This is a genomic window from Rheinheimera tangshanensis (assembly GCF_014645135.1).
Taxonomy (GTDB): Bacteria; Pseudomonadota; Gammaproteobacteria; order Enterobacterales; family Alteromonadaceae; genus Pararheinheimera; species Pararheinheimera tangshanensis.
Map to the genome: position 1 here is coordinate 140326 of NZ_BMLH01000002.1, position 17996 is coordinate 158321.

At 47.9% G+C, this 17996-nt stretch carries 22 protein-coding genes; all 22 read left to right on the plus strand.

Annotated elements, in window-relative coordinates; all coding sequences use genetic code 11:
- Positions 1 to 55 precede the first annotated feature (55 nt).
- The 22 genes from flgB to IEW88_RS05290 all read left to right on the plus strand — a co-directional run bounded on the left by flgB (position 56) and on the right by IEW88_RS05290 (position 17995).
- The gene (gene flgB / locus IEW88_RS05185; protein WP_053422896.1) at positions 56 to 430 is read left to right on the plus strand and encodes a flagellar basal body rod protein FlgB; all 375 of its coding nucleotides are present in this window, start codon (positions 56 to 58) and stop codon (positions 428 to 430) included.
- A gap of 2 nt (positions 431 to 432) precedes the next feature.
- On the plus strand, positions 433 to 849 hold the full coding sequence (flgC, locus tag IEW88_RS05190) for a flagellar basal body rod protein FlgC (protein ID WP_053422895.1): 417 nt from the start codon (positions 433 to 435) through the stop codon (positions 847 to 849).
- A 10-nt stretch (positions 850 to 859) separates the two neighbouring features.
- Positions 860 to 1531, plus strand: coding sequence for a flagellar hook assembly protein FlgD (locus IEW88_RS05195; RefSeq protein WP_147903332.1), 672 nt, complete (start codon positions 860 to 862; stop codon positions 1529 to 1531).
- 11 nt (positions 1532 to 1542) lie between these two features.
- Entirely contained in the window at positions 1543 to 2907 is a 1365-nt protein-coding gene (locus tag IEW88_RS05200) for a flagellar hook-basal body complex protein (RefSeq protein ID WP_147903333.1), read from the plus strand.
- A gap of 19 nt (positions 2908 to 2926) precedes the next feature.
- Positions 2927 to 3655, plus strand: a complete 729-nt coding sequence (locus IEW88_RS05205) for a flagellar basal body rod protein FlgF (RefSeq protein WP_147903334.1) — start codon at positions 2927 to 2929, stop codon at positions 3653 to 3655.
- 13 nt (positions 3656 to 3668) lie between these two features.
- Positions 3669 to 4454 carry a flagellar basal-body rod protein FlgG gene (flgG, locus tag IEW88_RS05210; protein WP_053422891.1) on the plus strand — a complete coding sequence of 262 codons (786 nt, stop codon included), beginning with the start codon at positions 3669 to 3671 and terminating at the stop codon, positions 4452 to 4454.
- A 10-nt stretch (positions 4455 to 4464) separates the two neighbouring features.
- Positions 4465 to 5136: a flagellar basal body L-ring protein FlgH gene (flgH, locus tag IEW88_RS05215; protein WP_053422890.1), complete on the plus strand. Its 672-nt coding sequence runs from the start codon at positions 4465 to 4467 to the stop codon at positions 5134 to 5136.
- Positions 5137 to 5147: 11 nt separating this feature from the next.
- On the plus strand, positions 5148 to 6251 hold the full coding sequence (locus IEW88_RS05220) for a flagellar basal body P-ring protein FlgI (protein ID WP_147903335.1): 1104 nt from the start codon (positions 5148 to 5150) through the stop codon (positions 6249 to 6251).
- A gap of 2 nt (positions 6252 to 6253) precedes the next feature.
- Positions 6254 to 6691: a rod-binding protein gene (locus tag IEW88_RS05225; RefSeq protein WP_147903336.1), complete on the plus strand. Its 438-nt coding sequence runs from the start codon at positions 6254 to 6256 to the stop codon at positions 6689 to 6691.
- Positions 6688 to 8022 carry a flagellar hook-associated protein FlgK gene (flgK, locus tag IEW88_RS05230; RefSeq protein ID WP_147903337.1) on the plus strand — a complete coding sequence of 445 codons (1335 nt, stop codon included), beginning with the start codon at positions 6688 to 6690 and terminating at the stop codon, positions 8020 to 8022. Before IEW88_RS05225 ends, flgK begins: the two co-directional genes overlap by 4 nt.
- Positions 8023 to 8032: 10 nt before the next feature.
- Entirely contained in the window at positions 8033 to 8929 is an 897-nt protein-coding gene (gene flgL / locus IEW88_RS05235; RefSeq protein ID WP_053422886.1) for a flagellar hook-associated protein FlgL, read from the plus strand.
- Between the two features lie 15 nt (positions 8930 to 8944).
- Entirely contained in the window at positions 8945 to 9958 is a 1014-nt protein-coding gene (locus IEW88_RS05240; protein WP_147903338.1) for a hypothetical protein, read from the plus strand.
- Positions 9959 to 10112: 154 nt separating this feature from the next.
- Positions 10113 to 10949 (plus strand): flagellin N-terminal helical domain-containing protein, encoded by an 837-nt coding sequence (locus tag IEW88_RS05245; protein WP_147903339.1) that lies wholly within the window; start codon positions 10113 to 10115, stop codon positions 10947 to 10949.
- Positions 10950 to 11039: 90 nt separating this feature from the next.
- Positions 11040 to 12329 (plus strand): flagellar filament capping protein FliD, encoded by a 1290-nt coding sequence (fliD, locus tag IEW88_RS05250; RefSeq protein WP_147903340.1) that lies wholly within the window; start codon positions 11040 to 11042, stop codon positions 12327 to 12329.
- 13 nt (positions 12330 to 12342) lie between these two features.
- Positions 12343 to 12732, plus strand: coding sequence for a flagellar export chaperone FliS (gene fliS, locus IEW88_RS05255; RefSeq protein WP_053422882.1), 390 nt, complete (start codon positions 12343 to 12345; stop codon positions 12730 to 12732).
- 230 nt (positions 12733 to 12962) lie between these two features.
- Positions 12963 to 13298: a hypothetical protein gene (locus IEW88_RS05260; protein WP_053422881.1), complete on the plus strand. Its 336-nt coding sequence runs from the start codon at positions 12963 to 12965 to the stop codon at positions 13296 to 13298.
- Positions 13298 to 14518 (plus strand): flagellar hook-length control protein FliK, encoded by a 1221-nt coding sequence (locus IEW88_RS05265; RefSeq protein WP_147903341.1) that lies wholly within the window; start codon positions 13298 to 13300, stop codon positions 14516 to 14518. The genes IEW88_RS05260 and IEW88_RS05265 overlap by 1 nt, the downstream gene beginning before the upstream one ends.
- A gap of 22 nt (positions 14519 to 14540) precedes the next feature.
- Positions 14541 to 14972, plus strand: coding sequence for a flagellar basal body-associated FliL family protein (locus IEW88_RS05270; RefSeq protein WP_147903342.1), 432 nt, complete (start codon positions 14541 to 14543; stop codon positions 14970 to 14972).
- An 8-nt stretch (positions 14973 to 14980) separates the two neighbouring features.
- Entirely contained in the window at positions 14981 to 15700 is a 720-nt protein-coding gene (locus IEW88_RS05275; RefSeq protein WP_147903343.1) for a FliA/WhiG family RNA polymerase sigma factor, read from the plus strand.
- 18 nt (positions 15701 to 15718) lie between these two features.
- Complete coding sequence (gene motA, locus IEW88_RS05280; RefSeq protein WP_147903344.1) at positions 15719 to 16576, plus strand: flagellar motor stator protein MotA; 858 nt, start codon at positions 15719 to 15721, stop codon at positions 16574 to 16576.
- Complete coding sequence (locus tag IEW88_RS05285; RefSeq protein ID WP_147903345.1) at positions 16576 to 17565, plus strand: flagellar motor protein MotB; 990 nt, start codon at positions 16576 to 16578, stop codon at positions 17563 to 17565. Before motA ends, IEW88_RS05285 begins: the two co-directional genes overlap by 1 nt.
- Position 17566: 1 nt before the next feature.
- Positions 17567 to 17995, plus strand: coding sequence for a PilZ domain-containing protein (locus tag IEW88_RS05290; protein WP_185148546.1), 429 nt, complete (start codon positions 17567 to 17569; stop codon positions 17993 to 17995).
- Position 17996: the final 1 nt, after the last annotated feature.

Here is a 17996-nt window from a genome sequence, read left to right on the forward strand (position 1 = left end):
GGCATAAAGCTTGTACCTCCCAACCCCACTACTGCTGCATTCACAGAGTACTCAGATGGAATTTTTTAACAAAGCTTTAGGTGTACATCCGTTTTCACTGCAACTTCGCCTCGACAGAGCCGAGATTATCTCAGGCAATCTGGCCAATGTCGACACGCCGGGTTTTAAGGCCCGTGATCTGGATTATCAAAGCATTTTGCAAACTATCGAATCAGATTTAACCAGTCCTTATGGCGCCAGCATGAATGCCTCTGATGTGCGAGACGAGCTGAAATACCGCACACCTTTCCAGCCGTCGGCCGATGGTAATACGGCAGAGCTGAGTGTGGAGCAAGCGAATTTCGCTGCCAACAGCATGGACTTTCAAACCAGTCTGACCTTTCTGAATATGAAAATTAACGGCTTGCACAAAGCCATTAAGGGAGAATAAGCATGTCTTTTTCCGCTATTTATGACATAGGCGGCAGCGCTATGCGTGCTCAGGTGATGCGTCTGGATACAGTGGCTTCGAATTTAGCCAATGCAGACACAGCGGCCTCCAGCGAGGCTGAAGCTTATCGTGCCACTAAGCCAGTGTTCTCCGCATTATATACTCAGGATTTTGATAACAGATCCATGTCTGCTCAGGTGCAAACCTTAGGCGTAGTCAAATCTGACCGTACTGTCGAACAACGTTTTGAACCCAACAGTCCGCTGGCAGATGCCAATGGCATGGTGTTTTATTCCAACGTCAATCCAGTCGCTGAAATGGCTGACATGATGTCTGCTTCCCGTGCTTTCCAGACCTCTGTGGAAGTAATGAACCGAGTCTCCAGCATGCAGCAAAGTTTGCTGAAGCTGGGCCAATAAGGATTGAACCATGTCTGCTGTGGATAACAACTCACCTGTGCGCACGACCACATCCAGCGATCAAATCGCCAGCAATGGTAAAACCGATGCGGCTGGATTATCCAGCATGTTTCTGGAGCTTTTGGTGGCACAAATCAGTAACCAAAACCCGCTGAATCCTATGGATGGCACAGAGTACGTCAGCCAGCTGGCGGAATTCAGCAGCGTGGAAAGTTTAGAAAACCTCAATATCCAGTCCGGCCAGCAAATCAAATACATGCAAAGTATGCAGGCGATGGAAGCAACCAGTCTGGTTGGCCAGAAGGTGGATGTCAAAGCCGACACTCTGTCACTGGAACAGGATGACACAGTCGAGGGCGCCATTAACCTCGGTGCCAAAGTCGACAGCCTCGTGCTGCGTTTGTATGACAGCAAAGGTGTGCTGGCAGATGAAATGACGCTGGACAACCCAGCCATAGGCACAGTGCGTTTTGCCTTCCCTGAGCAACAAGCCGGTGCTTACAGCATTCAGGCCGAAGTCCAGCTCAATAACAGTAAACAACAAGTACCGACTTATCTGACCAATGAAGTGGAGCGGGTCTCTGTAGGCACTGGCCCGGATGACATCATTCTGCAGGTCAACGGCTTAGGTAACCATTACCTTTTTGATATCAACCAGTTGTCTAAAACAACTCAGAGTTAAGGAACCGCATAATGTCGATGTTTAGTATTGGCCTGAGTGGCTTAAGTTCGACCCAAAAAGCACTGGAAGTGACATCAAACAATATCGCCAACGCCGGTACTGCAGGTTATAAAACCACCAGCACTGAATTTTCTGCTTTGTACAGCGGCGGTCAGCGCAACGGTGTCAATGTCTCAGCCACCAGCGAAAACTTTGAAAAAGCCGGCAATCTGGTCGGTACTGGCCAAAGCCTGGATTTAGCCATCACAGGCAAAGGGTTTTTTATTATCTCCGAAAATGGTCGTCTGGCTTACACCCAGGCCGGTCAGTTTAAAATGGATGGCAGTGACCGCAGCATTGTCACTAATAATGGCGATAAATTGCAGGGCTATGGCATTGATGATCAGGGCAATTTAGTCCCGGGTTTGCTCACCGATCTGAAAGTTGAGGCGGGTAATATCCCGGCGAAAGCTTCTACCAATATTAACTTTTCACTGAATTTGAATTCGGGTAGTGATGTCATCACATTGGCGACTTACACGGCCCCTGCTACATCGGCTACAACGGATTTTGATCCTACCGATGGCTCATCCTTTAACTACTCGCAATCCAGTGAAGTGTATGACTCACTGGGTAACAGTCATACTCTTACTCAATACTTTATGAATGCTGGCGGCAATGAGTGGGATGTTGTCTATTACATGGATGGTAAACCACTGACGGCCTCTGAATTGGGCTGGACGGGTAAGTCCCCAACTCCAACTATGACATCAGCACTTGATGACAAAGGCACCTCAGTAGATGGTGTCGGCGTGGTGCGGATGAGTTTTGGTACAGACGGGCAGTTGTTACCGCTTAATACGCCTACCGTAGCTCCGGTCACAGACAACAATGTGACGGATCCGGATGGACTGCGTGAAGTTACAATCAACTTTAGTCCGGCAGGAGCTGATGCAATGTCCATCAAACTGGATCTGGTGAAAAGCACTCAGTTTGGCTCTGCTTTTGGTTTATATGAAAACGATCCCGATGGCTATACCTCAGGTGAGTTTAGTGGTGTGGCTGTAGCTGAAAATGGTGAAGTCTATGCCACCTTCTCCAACGGCGAAGTGAAACTACAAGGCCAGATAGCGCTGGCCAACTTTGCCAATCCTCAGGGTTTAGAAACCGCCAATAATACCACCTGGTATGCCAGCCAAAAATCCGGTGAAGCTTTAGTAGGTGTGCCATCTGAAGGTAGTTTCGGCGGCATTCTGGCTGGCTCTTATATGGGCTCAAACGTTGATATCAGTAAGCAATTGGTCGACTTAATGTCGTTCCAGCAAAGTTATCAGGCCAACGCCAAAACCATCAGTACTGCAGATGAAATGATGCAAGTGCTGTTTAACGCTGTGTAAGGCTTCAGAGGATTAGGTTATGGAACGTTTGATCCACACCGCAGTGTCCGGGGCTGAGCTGGCCCAAACCGCACTTCGAATCACGGCGAATAATTTGGCGAACGTCAATACCGTTGGTTTTAAAGCCGATATGGAACAAGCCAAGTCGCTGCAAATCACAGGTGAAGGCTACCGCACCCGTTTTCAGGCGCAGCTGATGCCGGTGGCAACTGATTTACAAGCCGGTGCCATGATGGAAACCGGCCGCGATCTGGATGTTGCCGTCAGCGATAAAGGTTTTATTGCAGTGCAGGATGCTAATGGCAATGAAGCTTATACCCGCTCTGGCGAGTTACAGGTAGGAGCAAATGGCCAACTCACCGTCAATGGTTTTGCTGTAATGGGGGGCGCTGCCGCTATTCAGTTACCTGAGTTTGGAGATATTGATATCAGCCCGGACGGTACCTTAAACCTGTTGCCTGTCGGCGGCGGTGTCATTGAACAGCAGGAACGTATCAAGCTGGTCGACTCGGACAATAGGGTCATGGTCAAAGGGGCCGATGGCTTATTCCGCGCTGTTGACGGCGAGCCTTTGGATCAGGCGGAAAATATCACTTTACGCTCCGGCGTATTGGAAGGGTCTAACGTCAATGCCGTCGAAGAGATGGTCAGTACCATGAATATCAGCCGTCAGTTTGAGCTCAATCTGAAAATGATGAAAACAGCAGATGAACTGGCCGTATCTGGCAACAAACTGATTAGCGGTTAAGAGGAACACAGCAATGAATTCAGCTTTATGGGTCAGTAAAACAGGTTTAGCAGCGCAGGATATGCGCATGACCACCATTTCTAACAACCTGGCGAACGTCAACACAGTAGGTTTTAAAAAAGACCGGGTGGTATTTGAAGATTTGTTTTATCAGGTGCAACGTCAACCCGGCACCCAAGCCGATGAATTAAACCAGGTGCCGTCCGGTATTCAGGTGGGTACTGGTGTTCGGGTCAACGGCACTCAAAAGATTTTTACCGATGGCAGCGCTGAAACCACAGGCAATCAAATGGATGTCGCCATTGATGGTCAGGGTTTTTTCCAGATTGAAAATACAGATGGCGAATTGCTGTATTCGCGCAACGGCCAGTTTCATCTGAATTCAGACGGGCTAATCACCAATGGCAATGGTTTGCCACTGGCGCAAAATATTGTGATCCCACCGGATGCCACCAAAGTCACTATTGGCACAGACGGCACTGTCACAGCCAAAGTGGCTGGTCAGGATGAATTAGTCGATTTGGGACAGATATTAACGGTGAACTTCGTCAATCCGGCAGGTCTTGAAGTGCTGGGCGGTAATTTGTACCGCGCTACTGCAGCTTCAGGTGAAGCGGTGGAAGGTATACCAGGCGAAGAAGCTTTAGGTAAGTTGCAGCAGTACACGCTGGAAGGTTCCAACGTCAGTGTGGTGGACGAAATGGTCAATATGATTGCAGTGCAACGGGCTTATGAAATGAATGCCAAAGTGGTGACTGCGGCTGACGATATGCTGAACTTTATCAGTCAGAGCATGTAAGGGGTTGACTATGCTACGTTTTCTTCTGGTGTTTGTGTTGTTTAGCCTGACGGCCTGCAGCTCAAAGCCTGACAGTCCACTGGCCGATGATGCCGATTGGGAACGTGGCGCTGCCAATCCTCTGGTTAGTCAGCAGGCAGAGCCTGCCAGTGACGGCAGCTTGTATGCTGAGTCTTACATGTTCACCTTATTTGAAGACAAAAGAGCCTACAGAGTGGGTGACATTCTGACCGTGGAGCTGAACGAACGCACTCAATCCAGTAAAAGCGCTGATAGTGCTGTGGATCGCAGCACAGATATCTCTATGGGAGTGCCTTTATTGGGTAATGCCAACGTATCAGATTTAGCTATGCAACTACGCAACGGGCAGAACTTTGAAGGCGAAAGCAGTGCCAGTCAGCAGAACTTTTTACGTGGTGCTATCACGGTCCGGGTCACTGAAGTGTTGCCGAATGGCTCTTTAACTATTCGCGGTGAAAAGTGGATCAAACTGAATCAGGGCGATGAATATATCCGGCTGCAAGGCATAGTCCGCCCCGATGATATTGACGTCACCAACCGTATTTCTTCCCAGCGTATCGCCGATGCCCGTATTACCTACGCCGGTAAAGGCAGCATGGCGGATGCGGCTGAACCCGGCTGGATCACCAAGCTGTTTTCTTCTTACCTGAATTTATTTTAACGGGTGGCTTTATGCGTTTGTTTTGTTTGATCCTCCCTGTGGTTTTGCTGTTGTTAAGTCAGCAAACTCAGGCTGCCACAAGACCCTTATTAGATATTGTTGATATTCAGGGTGTGCGGGATAACCAACTGGTCGGATACGGGTTAGTGGTGGGTTTATCCGGTTCAGGCGATAAAGCCCAGATTAAATTTGCCGCTCAGTCACTGAATAATATGCTGAAGCAATTTGGTGTGCAGCTGGACGAGGCTTCATTACCTAAATCTAAAAACGTTGCCGCTGTGGCTGTTCAGGCCACTTTACCTCCTATGGCAAGCCCGGGCCAGGCGATAGATGTCACCATTATGTCGTTGGGCGATGCCAAAAGTTTGCACGGCGGTAGTTTGATGTTAACTCCGCTGCGGGGTGTAGACGGTAAAGTTTATGCATTAGCACAGGGCAATTTAGTGGTCGGTGGTATTAAAGCTGAAGGTTTAAATGGTTCCTCTGTGACGGTCAATGTGCCTACAGCCGGTATTATTCCTGGCGGTGCCATTATTGAACGCAGCATTGAAAATTTGCAGCAGGACGGCGATTTAGTGCTGAACCTGAAAAAGCCGAATTACAAGACAGCCCGCAATGTGGTGACTGCAATCAACGAGATGTTTGGTCCTAAAGTGGCGCGGGCAGAAAACTGGTCAAAGCTGGTGATCAGTGCACCACGGGATGCCGACAATCGCACTACTTTTATGGCGATGCTGCAGGACTTAACAGTGGAAGAAGGCTCGCAACGTCCTCGGGTCGTCTTTAACAGCAGAACCGGCACTGTGGTGATTAGCGATGAAGTGCGGGTGAAACGTGCAGCTGTCAGTCATGGCAATTTAACTATCACTATCAGTGAGCAGGAAGGCGCCAGCCAGCCTTTACCATTCAGCCAGGGCGAAACAGTGCCTTTGCAAAACAGCAGTGTGGATGTGACTCAACAAAACGCCAATATGATGGTGTGGCCAGAGGGCACCTCGCTCGACACCATAGTGCAAGCAGTCAACAGCCTGGGAGCAACACCTACAGAACTGATGTCTATTTTATTAGCCTTGGACAAAGCGGGCGCTCTGGATGCCGATGTGGTGGTGATCTGAGTATGAAACTTGATGCCATGAGCCAGAAGCTGGCGTTTGACCCCCAGTTTAGTCAACAGATCAGTAAAAACCAGTCGGAGAGCGAGTCTTTGCAGCAGGTAGCAGAACAGTTTGAGACCTTATTTTTGCAAATGGTGCTGAAAAATATGCGTTCTGCCAGCGATGCGCTGACAGGCGACGAAGGCATGTTCAGCAGTGATCAGCAAGTGATGTTCCGCGATATGTACGACAGCCAAATGGCGCAGTCGATGGCCAGCAACAGTAAAACCGGTCTGGCTGAGCAAATAGTGCAGCAATTTTCGCCGGCGACGGAAAATACTGAAAATAAATTTAAGCCAGAGGCCAAAGCTGTCGCTGAGTCTATGTATCAGGATTATGGTGCCGCGGCTTTAACTCAGCCTTTGCAGGTGCCGGTTCGTCAGAGTGAGCGCACTGAATGAGTATGTTATCGAACGGAGTCTCCGGACTTAACGCTGCCAATGCCGGGCTGAATGCGGTCAGTCAAAACGTATCCAATGCGGCAGTCAAAGGCTATAGCCGTCAAACTGTGGTATTACAAACCAACGATGGTCCGCTTAATGGCGTCAAAGTCACTAAGTTTGAGCGGGTGGTGGATAACTTCCTCAATGCCGACATCTGGCGTACTCAATCCGATTTAAATTATTACGAAAGTTATCAGGATTATCTGGGCTATCTGGAAGAAGTGTTAGGCACTGACTCACTGAATCTGAATGATGCGGTCGCAGAGCTGAACGCTGCTTTTAATGCTGCATTGTCTGCGCCTGAATCCCCGGCTTATCGGCAACAGGTGATTTCGTCGGCTAATGCGATGGTGCAGGATTTACAGCAGTTAGACGGTGCTTTAACAGGTCAGGTCCGCAAGCTGGAGTTTGAGCTCAAAGCAGTCACAGAAAATGTCAATTCAGTGCTGCAGGAACTGGCTGATTTAAACCAGAACATCAGTAAAGAAATTGCGTTAGGGCGCGATGCCTCCACTTTGCTGGACACCCGAGAACAGGCCATTAACAGACTGTCTGCTTATGTGCAGGTTGAGGTGATGCAGGAAGATAATGGTTCTATGACTATTTCTGCCCTCAATGGTGCACCACTGGTGATGTCAGGTAAGGCGGCTGTATTGTCTGTAGCCGGGACTGAGGTGACTTCAACTTTTAATATTCAGGAGTTTCCAATTTCAGGGTTGGCCGGGGGTAGTTTAGGTGGCTTGTTGCGGGTTAAATCTGAAGTACTGGACCCGGCCCGCGCTGAATTAAGTAACCTGGTGACCACTATTGCCACTCAGGTCAACGATGCGCTGGCCGAGGGTTTTGATTTAAATGGCAACGTGGGTGAGCCTTTATTCACCTTTAATCCTGCCGATCCTTTAGGTTCTATTTTAGTGAATGCGGATTTGAGTCCGGATGAGCTGGCGTTTCGTGGCCGGGTATCGGATGGCGCCGGTGGCTGGCTACCTGCTGGCGGAAAAGGTGACAACAGCAATCTGGTGAATGTCATTGACTCGATGAAAGGCGTGGCCACAGGTTATGACGGCCTGATCGGTAAGCTGGCTATTCAAAGTAAACAGGTACAAGCCAGTGTCAAAACCTCACAGGTGCTGAATGATAAAGCTGTAGCTTCACGCGAAAGCATCAGTGGTGTTAATAGAGATGAAGAAGCTGCTAATTTGTTGTATTACCAGCAGTTGTATGAGGCTAATGCCAAAGTGATTAGTACCGCCGGGCAAATGTTTGACACCCTGATGATGATGTTCTGAGGAAAATAAGATGCGTATAAGCAGCAGCCAATACCATGAAACAGCAATACGGAACATTCAGACCAGCAGTGCCAAATACAGCCAACTGTCAGTACAAATGGCCACCAACGAGCGGATCACTAAGCCATCAGACGACCCGCTGGGCAGCGTGTTGGTATTGCGGCTGGACTCAGAGCTGACGTCGCTGGAGCAGTATGGCAAAAATATGGAACTGGTGACTTACACCTTAAGTCAGCAGGAAACTCAGTTAAGTAGCATTAATAATTTACTTTTGTCTGTGCAGTCTTTAGTGACAGCAGCGGCTGATGCTTCTTATGGTGAAGATGAACTGAAAGCTATGGCCAACGAGCTGGCTGTATTAATGCCAGGTATCGCCGATTTATTAAACGCCAAAGATGGTAATGGTAATCATCTTTTTGCCGGCAGTGAAATTGATCAGCAACCTTTTATAAAAGATGTAACAGGTCAGTATATTTATCAAGGCGACTCGCTGGTACGTAAAGTGGCTGTGTCATCCAATACACTGGTCGACGCCAACATTGTTGGCAGTGACTTAGTACCAGGTGCGACATTTCTGAATGATTTACAGGATTATGTGGCTTTGCTGCAGGCCCCTCCGGCTGCTGGTGTGGGTACAGAATCCCGCGCTATGCTGGATAAACTCAGTGCGACTTTGGGCAATACCACTGCGGCTATCACCAAAATAGGTGGTATCGTCAGTTCACTGGAATCTCTGGAGTTTACCAACACGGATATAGCGCTGTTCACTGAAAATCTGCGGGATGATTTAACAGCTGTGCATTATCCGTCCGCTTATATTGAGATGAATAATGCGCTGGCGTCTTACGAATCTACTTTAAAAGTCTACAGTTCAGTGTCACAGCTGAGTTTGTTTAGTCAGCTTTAAGTTGAGAATCGCGCCATGCTGATAGATAGCCTGAAACAACTAACCAGTAGCACAGCCTCGCTGAATTCAGCGGGCAAAGCGGTTAAAACCCAGGCTGTCGAAACAGAACAAACCAAATCGGCTTCAAGCCGCACTGGGGCATTGCAGCAGCAACTGGATACTTTAAGTCGCTGGAGTGTCAGTGCCGATGTGTCTCGCCAGTTGGCAAAAAACCAGCAGGCGGAACAACAAATTCGTCAGGTATATCAGCAGTTAGAGCAGCTGAAAAAACAGCTGGAGCTGCCGCAAAGTATCGGCCAGAAGCAGCAGATCAGTCAGCAACTGCAACAGTTGGAAAATCAGCTAAAGCAAAAAAACACTGCTTTGACGCCAGCCTTGCAGTTAAGTAGCCAGCCCACAGGCCAAAGTCAGTGGCAACTAAACAGCAAAATTGATTTATTAAGCCCACGTAAGCAACCTGAGTTAGTGACTATTGGCTTGTCCGATGGGAAAAAAATTCAATTGAGTTTCCCGGCAGGGCAGTCAGCCGATGCTGCTCTTGCGATGATGCAACAAGAGTTCGCTAAACATCAGATTGAACTGAAACAACAAGGCCCTGTGCTGTTGTTTAGTACTTCAGCTGGCCACAGTCATCTGTTAAGTCAGCCCTGGCAAATGCAAGGCGAAGGTATTCGTATTGCTGCTGGCAACCCTGTGCAGCTAAGACTACAAAAACCTGAAGGCCAGTTGAGTGTGCTGGCACAACAGGCGCAGCAGATGGAAAATCAGCAGGCTTATCAGGCTGAACTGGCTCAGGTGCAGCAAAAATTACAACAGATGTTACGGCAGGTTCAAGCCGAGCGTCAGGTGCTGGTGGCTAAACTCAATGCATTGCGTATGGCCGGCAGTCAGCAGAGCGAACAACAGGTTTCTGCGGTTAGCCAGGAGCTGAAAGTACAAATGCAACAAGGTGCTGCTTCCTCTTTATCCGCCATTATGGCGCAAGGTAACGTTACGCGCAGTTTAGTGGAATTCGCCTTAGCTGATTGAAATGATCTTTCCTGTAGTTTGGCGCTGCACTGGTCACCAGTTCAGCGCCGTTTTTTTATCTGAGCCGTTTAAAAAATTATTGAAAAAAAATTTCAGTTCCTGCGTTGAGGTGTCGCTTTATAGTTTTGAGCAACATGCATAGGAGCAAACTCAAATGGCTTTATCAATTCAATCAAACGCAGCTGCAACTACAATCCGTAACCAGTTAAACCGTACTAACGATGGTTTATCTGTGGCTTTAGAACGTTTAGGTACTGGCTACCGTATCAACTCAGCAAAAGATGATGCTGCAGGCTTACAAATCGCCAGTCGTCTGAGCGCTCAGTTAGTAGGTCAGGAGACTGCAATCAACAACGCTAACAACGCAAACTCTATGCTGCAAACTGCTGAAGGCGCGTTTGATGAGATGACCAACATTGTTTTCCGTATGAAAGAGCTGGCAACACAAGGTGCTAACGGCACGAACTCTGCTACTGAATACACGGCTTTAGGTGGTGAATATACAGCTCTGGCAGCTGAGTTAACCAACATTCTGGGTAACACCTCTTTCGGTTCAGGTACTAACCTGTTAGGCGCTGGTGGTAAATTCTCAGCTGCTGTTACTTTCCAGATCGGTGCATCAACTGCAGAAACTTTAGCTGTTGATATCACTGCAGAACTGACAGCTTTAACTGCTGCTATCGGTGCTCCTGGCGCTTTAACTGACCAGACTACTTCTTCTGCTGCGATCACTACTTTAGATGGTTTGCTGACTAACGTTGGTGCAGCCCGTTCTAAGCTGGGTGCCAGCATGAACCGTTTAGATCACACTATCAATAACTTATCCAACATGACTGAAAACACTGGTGCTGCCCGTGACCAGTTGATGGATGCAGATTTTGCCAAAGAAACTTCTAACATGACTAAACAGCAGTTGTTACTGAACTCAGGTATTTCTGTACTGAGTACTGCCAACTCTACCACTCAAATGGTAAGCCAGCTGTTACGTTAATCGAGCCCGGGGCTATGGATAGCTCCAACCGCGCCCCACTAAGTTTCGGCTTAGTGGGGTTTTCATTCAAGCGTTTTGCAGGAAGACGACATGGCATTCTCCAGTATCGACCCGGCTTATCTGGCGCAGCAGTACACTCAGATTGAGCGCTCAAGTAAAGATGGTGTGCTGAAGGCACAACAGACCCGTTTTACCACTTTACTGTCGTCTTACCAGAAGTTGGAGACCTCTTTGGGATCTATGCAAGACTTGCTGGAAAGCTTTACCAAAGACAAAGAATTATTGAGCAATACGGCCAGTACCAGTGCAGACACCGTATTGTCAGTGACAGCCGGCAGTGATGCTGTAGCTGGTAACTATGAAATTTTCGTCCAACAACTGGCACAAAATCATCAGATGTCGCTGTCCTTTAACAGCACCGACACTTTACCTGCTGACGGACAATTTGAGCTCACAGTAGCGGGCGAATCTTTTGCTGTGGATTTATCTGCATTACCAGCCAATGCTGGCCTGACCGATTTAGCTTCTGCTATTAACAATGCAGCAGACAATAGCGGTGTGCAGGCGACTGTGATGCGCAGCGGCACTCAGTCTTATCTGGTGTTAACCAGTAAAGAGTCGGGTGCAGCCAATGCCATCAGTATGAATTTTGTGCCTGGTGCTGACACTTCAGGTGCAGACATAGGTGCTGCAGTCACAGCAGCAACAGAATTAAAAGCTGCCCAGGATGCCATAGTCAAAGTGGGCGCGCAGAATCCTATTACTGTGACATCGGCCAGTAACAAACTCGAAGACGTTATTGCAGGCGTGACTATCGACTTAAAGAAGATGCAGGCCGGAACCGATCAGCCGGTACAAATTTCAGTACAACAGGATCCAAAAGCGGTAGAGGATAAACTGAAAAAGTTTGTCGACAGTTACAATGCATTGGTGAAACAAATCAATGCCGACCCTTCGCTGAAATCGGACACTATGGCTCGTAGCATCAGCAGTCAGATGCGCCAGTCTTTTCAAAAACTTTATCAGGGTGCCACTTTAAGCAGTGTAGGGATCGAGTTTGACCGTAATGGCGTGTTATCAGTCAACAGTGAAAAGATGACCCAAGCTTTAGCGGAGAATCCGGCCAAAGTGGAACAAATGCTGGTTGCTGATAACAGTTTGTTCAGTGGCATACAGGATTCACTTGAGCCTTACACAAAAAGATTTGGCTTAATGAAAGACAAGCAACAAACCTTGCAAGCCAGCCTTGATATGGTGACGGAAAAACAAAAACGGCACGATTATTCCATGGACTTAGTGTACAAGCGCTATCTGTCGCAGTTCACCCAAATGCAGGTGACCATAGCACAGTTAGAAAGCTCAATGTCGCAGTTTGGTTAACAGAGGTTCAGTGATGTTAGATTTTGCTCAGGGTTATCAGGCCTATCAACATACCAGTGTCAATGTAAAAGCCTCAGGTGCAGATATTCATAGTCTGGTGTTGATGCTGTTTGAAGGTTTTTTGGATGAACTGGCTCGCGTAGAAGGCCATATTCAGGCCAAACGATTCGATAAAAAAGCCGCTGGTGTCGAGAAGTTACTCAAAATTCTCGGTGGCCTGGATGCTTCGTTGGATCAGGAGAAAGGCGGCGAAGTTGCGCTGAATATGCACAACTTGTATCAGCATTGTGGCCACAGTATTTTACGTGCCAGCATGAAAAATAATGTTGCTGAACTGGAGCATGTCCGGGAAGTCATGACCAACTTACAAGAAGGCTGGCAAGGTTTACTGAACAAGGCCTAGTATCTTTTTGATCAGGTTCGGGTTAGAGGCAAGTTAAACTGCGGTTTAATGTGCTTCTAACCCGAATTTGCATTTCATAGAGGAACTATTTTTTTACCCAGTTCCGCCCTGCGGAAGTTTTACTTCCTCCTCCTAAGTTTAATTCTTATTAATCCCTTATAAATCATATAGATATTTTGTGGCGTGCTTTTTGCTGAATCAGTTGGTGATTCGGTAATTTGGTGAACCTGATGTCTGTGTATGTAGCGAAGTCTAACCCTGCCTTGATGCAGATCCAACACCTGTTGTTGCAGATGCAACAAGCTATGGTTGCGGGTAAATGGCTGCAGGTACAGGACTGCGATCGTCAAATCAGCACTTTGGTGCAACAGATCAAACAAGCTGCGGAATATCACGAGTTGAAAGTGGAATTACAGCTGGTTAAACAACGTTATAAGGCCTTGCTGCAACTGGCTAAACGCCAGCAGCAAATGTTAGAGCAAAAGATGCAACGTTTTCAGGACAATAAAACCGCTGTGGTGGCTTACCAACAGACGACTGAAGCACTGATGGAGATGAAAAGCTGATGACAATGCCGGTATTTGCTTTGTTGACTCCGGTTGCTTTGCCTCAGGGCGGCATCGGCGGACAGTCCGCGCTGACGGATTATTCCGAAGGTCAGCAGCAGTCTTATTCTGAGGATTTAGCAGCTTTGCTGACCGGTATGGAAACTGCGCTGAGCCAGCTGGACAGCGAAGTGCAGCAATTATCAGAGGCTACAGCAGCAGAGTTGCTTGACCAGGGTCAAGTGCAAAGTCTGAGTCAAAGCCTGGTACCAGCACCTTTGTTGGTTGAATTCGATGCTATGTTGGTAAATACGACAACGCTACCTTCTCTGATGACGAGCGATTTGAGCTCTGCACAAGCGGAAGGATCCGCAGAATGGCTTCCGCTCTCTTTATCAGCTTTATCTTCATCTGCCGGCGCTGTTTCCAGCCAGAACCCTTTGCCAGCAGCTGGGCTTCTCCAATCACAGCAGTCTTCGGCTCTGGTTGCACCTTTGATCATGCCAGGCCTATTGCCGCAACAGTCTGCCTCTGATGCTGCTGCAATTCAGGCTGTGTTACCACAGGATTTGACTGAATCGCAGGATCTTTGGCCTGCACTGAAGCCGTTACAACAGAACTCTCAAAATGCAGCAGTGAGTGCCGGGTTATTTAATTTCAGCCAAAACAGCCTGCTGAATGCAAATCAGAATAAGACCGCAGCTTTGCATCAGACAACGAACATCACTGATCTGCTTGCCCCTACTGCTGCTGTCGCTTCGGCTGCTGGTACTGCGGTGTCTGCTTTACCTGTCTGGCAAGCCGATCCTATACCTGCTCAAAGTCAGCACTTCGGCCAACGCCTGCTACAGATGCTTGCCGACAAAGTCGATCTGCAACTGGGTTTAAACGTGAACAAAGCCATGATCCGGCTCGACCCTCCTTCATTAGGCAGTATCGAATTGTCAGTGCAGCTGGACGGGGATCGCCTGACAGTACAGATGCACAGCAGCAATACGCAATTACGCGATGCGATGGGGCAAGGTCTGGAGTTATTAAGAGCCAGCTTGCAACAAAAATTAGGCGCTGATGTACAGATTGAACTGCGGATGGGGTCTGACAGCTCTTCGCAACAGCAACAGCAAAAAACACCGCAACACCTGGTGCAACAGCTTGAGTCAAATTTTCATGCAGAGCCTGAAATAGCACTGACTGAAGCCACACAACCCAACAAACTGAATTTAGTCAATCAACTGGTTTAACAAGGATAAAAGGGAAAAACCAATGAATAAGATGGTGGTATTACTTGGAGTTTTATTGGTTGGGGCCTTGGGCACCGCAGGTTTTTATTGGTTTCAGGCAGAACAAGCGAAAACAGTAGTTCAGGAAATCAGTGTAAAACCACTGTTCTTCCCGATGGAGAAATTCGTGATGAGCGTTAACAGCGATCCGAATTCCCGTTATCTGGTGTTGGAGCTGACGCTGGTCACCCATAAGCCAGATACTGTTACTGCTTTAAAAGAAGCCACTCCTTTATTACGTAACGCTATGGTGGAGCATTTTGCCAAAAGTAGTCATCTGGAAGTGAAACTGGCAATGCAGCAAATTGAAGAAGTGCAAAAGCTGTTACTCAACCGCTTTAACCAAACACTTGCTGACAACAAGTTTGAAGATCAGCTGGATAACGTGCTGATCACTAACATTTTTATTCAGTAGGTACTGCGATGCTGGCGGAAAGTCTCTGGTCAGATACTGCAACACAAAGCTCATCGGCTCTGGCTGTCAGCAATGAAAACCAGCTGCTGGGCCACTATAGCTTTCTGGTGAAACGAGCCGCAGGTCATTTGCGTTCTTTATTAGGGCCAGTGGTGGATTCCGATGATTTACAGCAAATAGGTTTGCTGGGGTTGTTGTCCGCGTTACGACGCTACGGCAAAGCCCCGGATGAGTTTTTTGAAGCATACGCCTTTAAGCGTATTCGTGGCGCCATGCTGGATGAGTTTCGTCGGACCGACTGGCGTCCGCGGCAATTACGCCAGCAAGCCCATCAGTTTCGTGACGCCAGCCGTGAGCTGACTAAAACACTGGGCCGGGTTCCAAGCCATGACGAGTTAGGCAAACATTTAAAGATTGATGCGGCTCAGTTGTCCGAGTTGATGTATTTGACTCAGGCTGAATCGATGGAAAGTCTGGATCAATTACTGGAACAGCAGCAACACGAACAGTTAGGTGCAACCAGTCTGTCGGCACTGGAACTGAAGTTGTCGTTAAAAAAAGCTATGGAGTCACTGCCGGAGCGCTGCCGTTTGTTGCTGCATCTGTATTACAGCCATGAGCTGAATATGAAAGAAATCGCGCTGGTGTTGGAGCTGACCGAGTCCAGAGTTTGCCAGCTGCATAAGCACGCTATTGATTTACTGAATAAAAAACTGGCCCAGTGGTAAAAGGACGGAATAAAAACAATGCAAAGACTAATAGGTTTTCTGGTTGTGCTGGCTACTGTAGTGGGTGGCTTTATGATGGCTGGCGGTAATGTCGCCATGCTATGGCAACCTGCTGAGTTTGTTATTATTTTAGGCGCTGGTATTGGTGCTTTGATTATAGGTAACAGCAGCTATGTACTCAAAGATCTGCTGGGGCAACTGAAAGCTCAGTTTGTTAAACAGCCGGATCAAAGCCAGTTGTATAAAGAGCTGCTGATGTTGATGTATCAGTTGCTGGAAACCATTCGTAGCAAAGGTTTTCGTGAGCTGGAAGATCATGTCGAAAATCCACAGGTCAGCTCTATTTTCATTTCATACCCTGCCGTATTGGAAAACCCTGAATTACTGGTGTTTGTCTGCGACAACGTGCGTTTACTCAGCATGGGTAAAATTAACGCCTATGACCTGGATGCATTGCTGGAACAGGAAATTCAGACCATAGAGCAACAAAAGCTCAAACCTTCTACGGCATTACACGGTATAGCTGAAGCCATGCCGGGCTTTGGTATTTTGGCTGCTGTAGGCGGCATTATTATCACTATGCAGCATCTGGATGGGCCTTTGAGTGAAATTGGTTATCACGTTGCCGCTGCTCTGGTCGGTACTTTTATTGGCATTTTTGCCTGTTATTGCCTGTTTGAACCCTTAAGTTCGGCCATGGAAGCTTATATCAAAAAACAGACTGCCGTTTTTGAATGCGTGCGTGCTGTGCTGGTGGCCCACGCCAAAGGTCATGTCGCTGTAGTGGCTACAGATTCAGGCCGCAAACTGATCACCGAAGATTTGAAACCTTCTTTCACCGAAATGGAAGATTGGATCAATAACAAGGCGGCCTGATGAACGATACAGCTCCAGTCATAATACGGCGGGTCAGTCGCGCTAAAGCCGGACGTAAAAGTAACGGTGCATGGAAAGTGGCTTTTGCTGACTTTACGCTGGCGATGATGGCATTTTTTATGGTGTTGTGGATTTTAGAAGTCTCCACTGTGAAGGAACGCACCAAGGTAGCGTCTTATATGCGTACTCAGTCGATTTTAGGGGGGAACAGTCATCCTTTTGATGCGATGAACAGTCCTTATCCGGTGGATTTAGGCGGCACTCCTTCCCCTGTTGAAATGGCGGTTTCTGTGCATGAACCTCAGCAGACTTTTGTTGCTGGTATGTCAGCGCATTTGCAAATCCCTGAAGGTAAACGTGAACCTTCTGCAGGTGTGGGTGAAAAGCTGAACTCTTTGATCAGCGGTCAATATGATTCACCACCGGATTTAAGTTTGTTGGCACAGGCCTTTCAGAATTTTGCAGAGGTCAATCAGGCCGAAGCTAATCTGGTGATTGAAGCTATGCCTGCAGGTTTACGTGTGATTATCCGCGATAGTGAAAACCGCCAGATGTTTCAGCGGGGTCAGGTCGAAATGACACCTTATTTCGAGGATTTGTTATTAAAACTGGCACCAGTATTTTCCCGCATTCACAACAGACTGCTGATATCAGGTCATACCGACGGTACGGCCTTTAACAGCAGCCAATACAGCAACTGGGAGTTATCCGGTGACCGGGCTTTACAGGCACGTCAGGTGTTAGCCGCAGGCGGTATGCCGGTGCAGCGAGTAGCTCAGGTCAGTGCTTTTGCTGAAACCATGCTGTTGAACAAAGCTCAGCCTGGCGCCAGTGAAAACCGCCGTATCGAGATTTTAATCCTGACCAGTAAAGCTGAGCAGCAGCTCAAAGACATGTTCTCCAGCGAGAACAAAAGTAATGAGCTGAACAAGGCTGCGGATGCGGCCCGTCAGAATCAGCCCGTTTTGCGCACAGATTATCAGGATTGATATGCCGTATTTACGTCAGCAACCAGGCCGCAGTTATTACCGTTGGTATTTTTATGACCCAGAGCAGTCGTTGCAAACTCAAACCAAAGGCATAGCGGTGAAATTAAAGCGCCTGGGCTGGTTTGGTAACGAGATTGGCAGCGCTGTCGTCAAAGATATGAGTATGGGGGGAGCCGGATTACTGGCTCCGCTGAAAGATAAAGTGCCGGATGAATTTTGGGTGCTGTACGACAAGACCACCAAAGTGAAAGCCAGAGTCTGTTATCGCAAAACTGTTAACGACAAGCTGGAATTTTTAGGTCTGGAGTGGCAAGGCAAAGACAGTTCAGTACGACTGAAGTTATTACGCAAACTCAGACGGCGCGCTTTTGTATTAAAGCAGGATAACTTTCGACTGGTTGAAGTGAACCAGCAGCAGAATTTAGGGTAGC

Excerpts from the sequence above, each read along its gene's own strand:
- fliS (WP_053422882.1), top strand. The coding sequence starts at position 12,343 with ATGTTAGATTTTGCTCAGGGTTATCAGGCCTATCAACATACCAGTGTC.
- motA (WP_147903344.1), top strand. The coding sequence starts at position 15,719 with ATGCAAAGACTAATAGGTTTTCTGGTTGTGCTGGCTACTGTAGTGGGT.
- IEW88_RS05285 (WP_147903345.1), top strand. The coding sequence starts at position 16,576 with ATGAACGATACAGCTCCAGTCATAATACGGCGGGTCAGTCGCGCTAAA.
- flgG (WP_053422891.1), top strand. The coding sequence starts at position 3,669 with ATGAATTCAGCTTTATGGGTCAGTAAAACAGGTTTAGCAGCGCAGGAT.
- fliD (WP_147903340.1), top strand. The coding sequence starts at position 11,040 with ATGGCATTCTCCAGTATCGACCCGGCTTATCTGGCGCAGCAGTACACT.
- IEW88_RS05225 (WP_147903336.1), top strand. The coding sequence starts at position 6,254 with ATGAAACTTGATGCCATGAGCCAGAAGCTGGCGTTTGACCCCCAGTTT.
- IEW88_RS05205 (WP_147903334.1), top strand. The coding sequence starts at position 2,927 with ATGGAACGTTTGATCCACACCGCAGTGTCCGGGGCTGAGCTGGCCCAA.
- flgH (WP_053422890.1), top strand. The coding sequence starts at position 4,465 with ATGCTACGTTTTCTTCTGGTGTTTGTGTTGTTTAGCCTGACGGCCTGC.
- IEW88_RS05220 (WP_147903335.1), top strand. The coding sequence starts at position 5,148 with ATGCGTTTGTTTTGTTTGATCCTCCCTGTGGTTTTGCTGTTGTTAAGT.
- IEW88_RS05290 (WP_185148546.1), top strand. The coding sequence starts at position 17,567 with ATGCCGTATTTACGTCAGCAACCAGGCCGCAGTTATTACCGTTGGTAT.
- IEW88_RS05275 (WP_147903343.1), top strand. The coding sequence starts at position 14,981 with ATGCTGGCGGAAAGTCTCTGGTCAGATACTGCAACACAAAGCTCATCG.
- IEW88_RS05260 (WP_053422881.1), top strand. The coding sequence starts at position 12,963 with ATGTCTGTGTATGTAGCGAAGTCTAACCCTGCCTTGATGCAGATCCAA.
- flgL (WP_053422886.1), top strand. The coding sequence starts at position 8,033 with ATGCGTATAAGCAGCAGCCAATACCATGAAACAGCAATACGGAACATT.
- IEW88_RS05240 (WP_147903338.1), top strand. The coding sequence starts at position 8,945 with ATGCTGATAGATAGCCTGAAACAACTAACCAGTAGCACAGCCTCGCTG.
- IEW88_RS05270 (WP_147903342.1), top strand. The coding sequence starts at position 14,541 with ATGAATAAGATGGTGGTATTACTTGGAGTTTTATTGGTTGGGGCCTTG.
- IEW88_RS05245 (WP_147903339.1), top strand. The coding sequence starts at position 10,113 with ATGGCTTTATCAATTCAATCAAACGCAGCTGCAACTACAATCCGTAAC.
- IEW88_RS05200 (WP_147903333.1), top strand. The coding sequence starts at position 1,543 with ATGTCGATGTTTAGTATTGGCCTGAGTGGCTTAAGTTCGACCCAAAAA.
- flgB (WP_053422896.1), top strand. The coding sequence starts at position 56 with ATGGAATTTTTTAACAAAGCTTTAGGTGTACATCCGTTTTCACTGCAA.
- IEW88_RS05195 (WP_147903332.1), top strand. The coding sequence starts at position 860 with ATGTCTGCTGTGGATAACAACTCACCTGTGCGCACGACCACATCCAGC.
- IEW88_RS05265 (WP_147903341.1), top strand. The coding sequence starts at position 13,298 with ATGACAATGCCGGTATTTGCTTTGTTGACTCCGGTTGCTTTGCCTCAG.
- flgK (WP_147903337.1), top strand. The coding sequence starts at position 6,688 with ATGAGTATGTTATCGAACGGAGTCTCCGGACTTAACGCTGCCAATGCC.
- flgC (WP_053422895.1), top strand. The coding sequence starts at position 433 with ATGTCTTTTTCCGCTATTTATGACATAGGCGGCAGCGCTATGCGTGCT.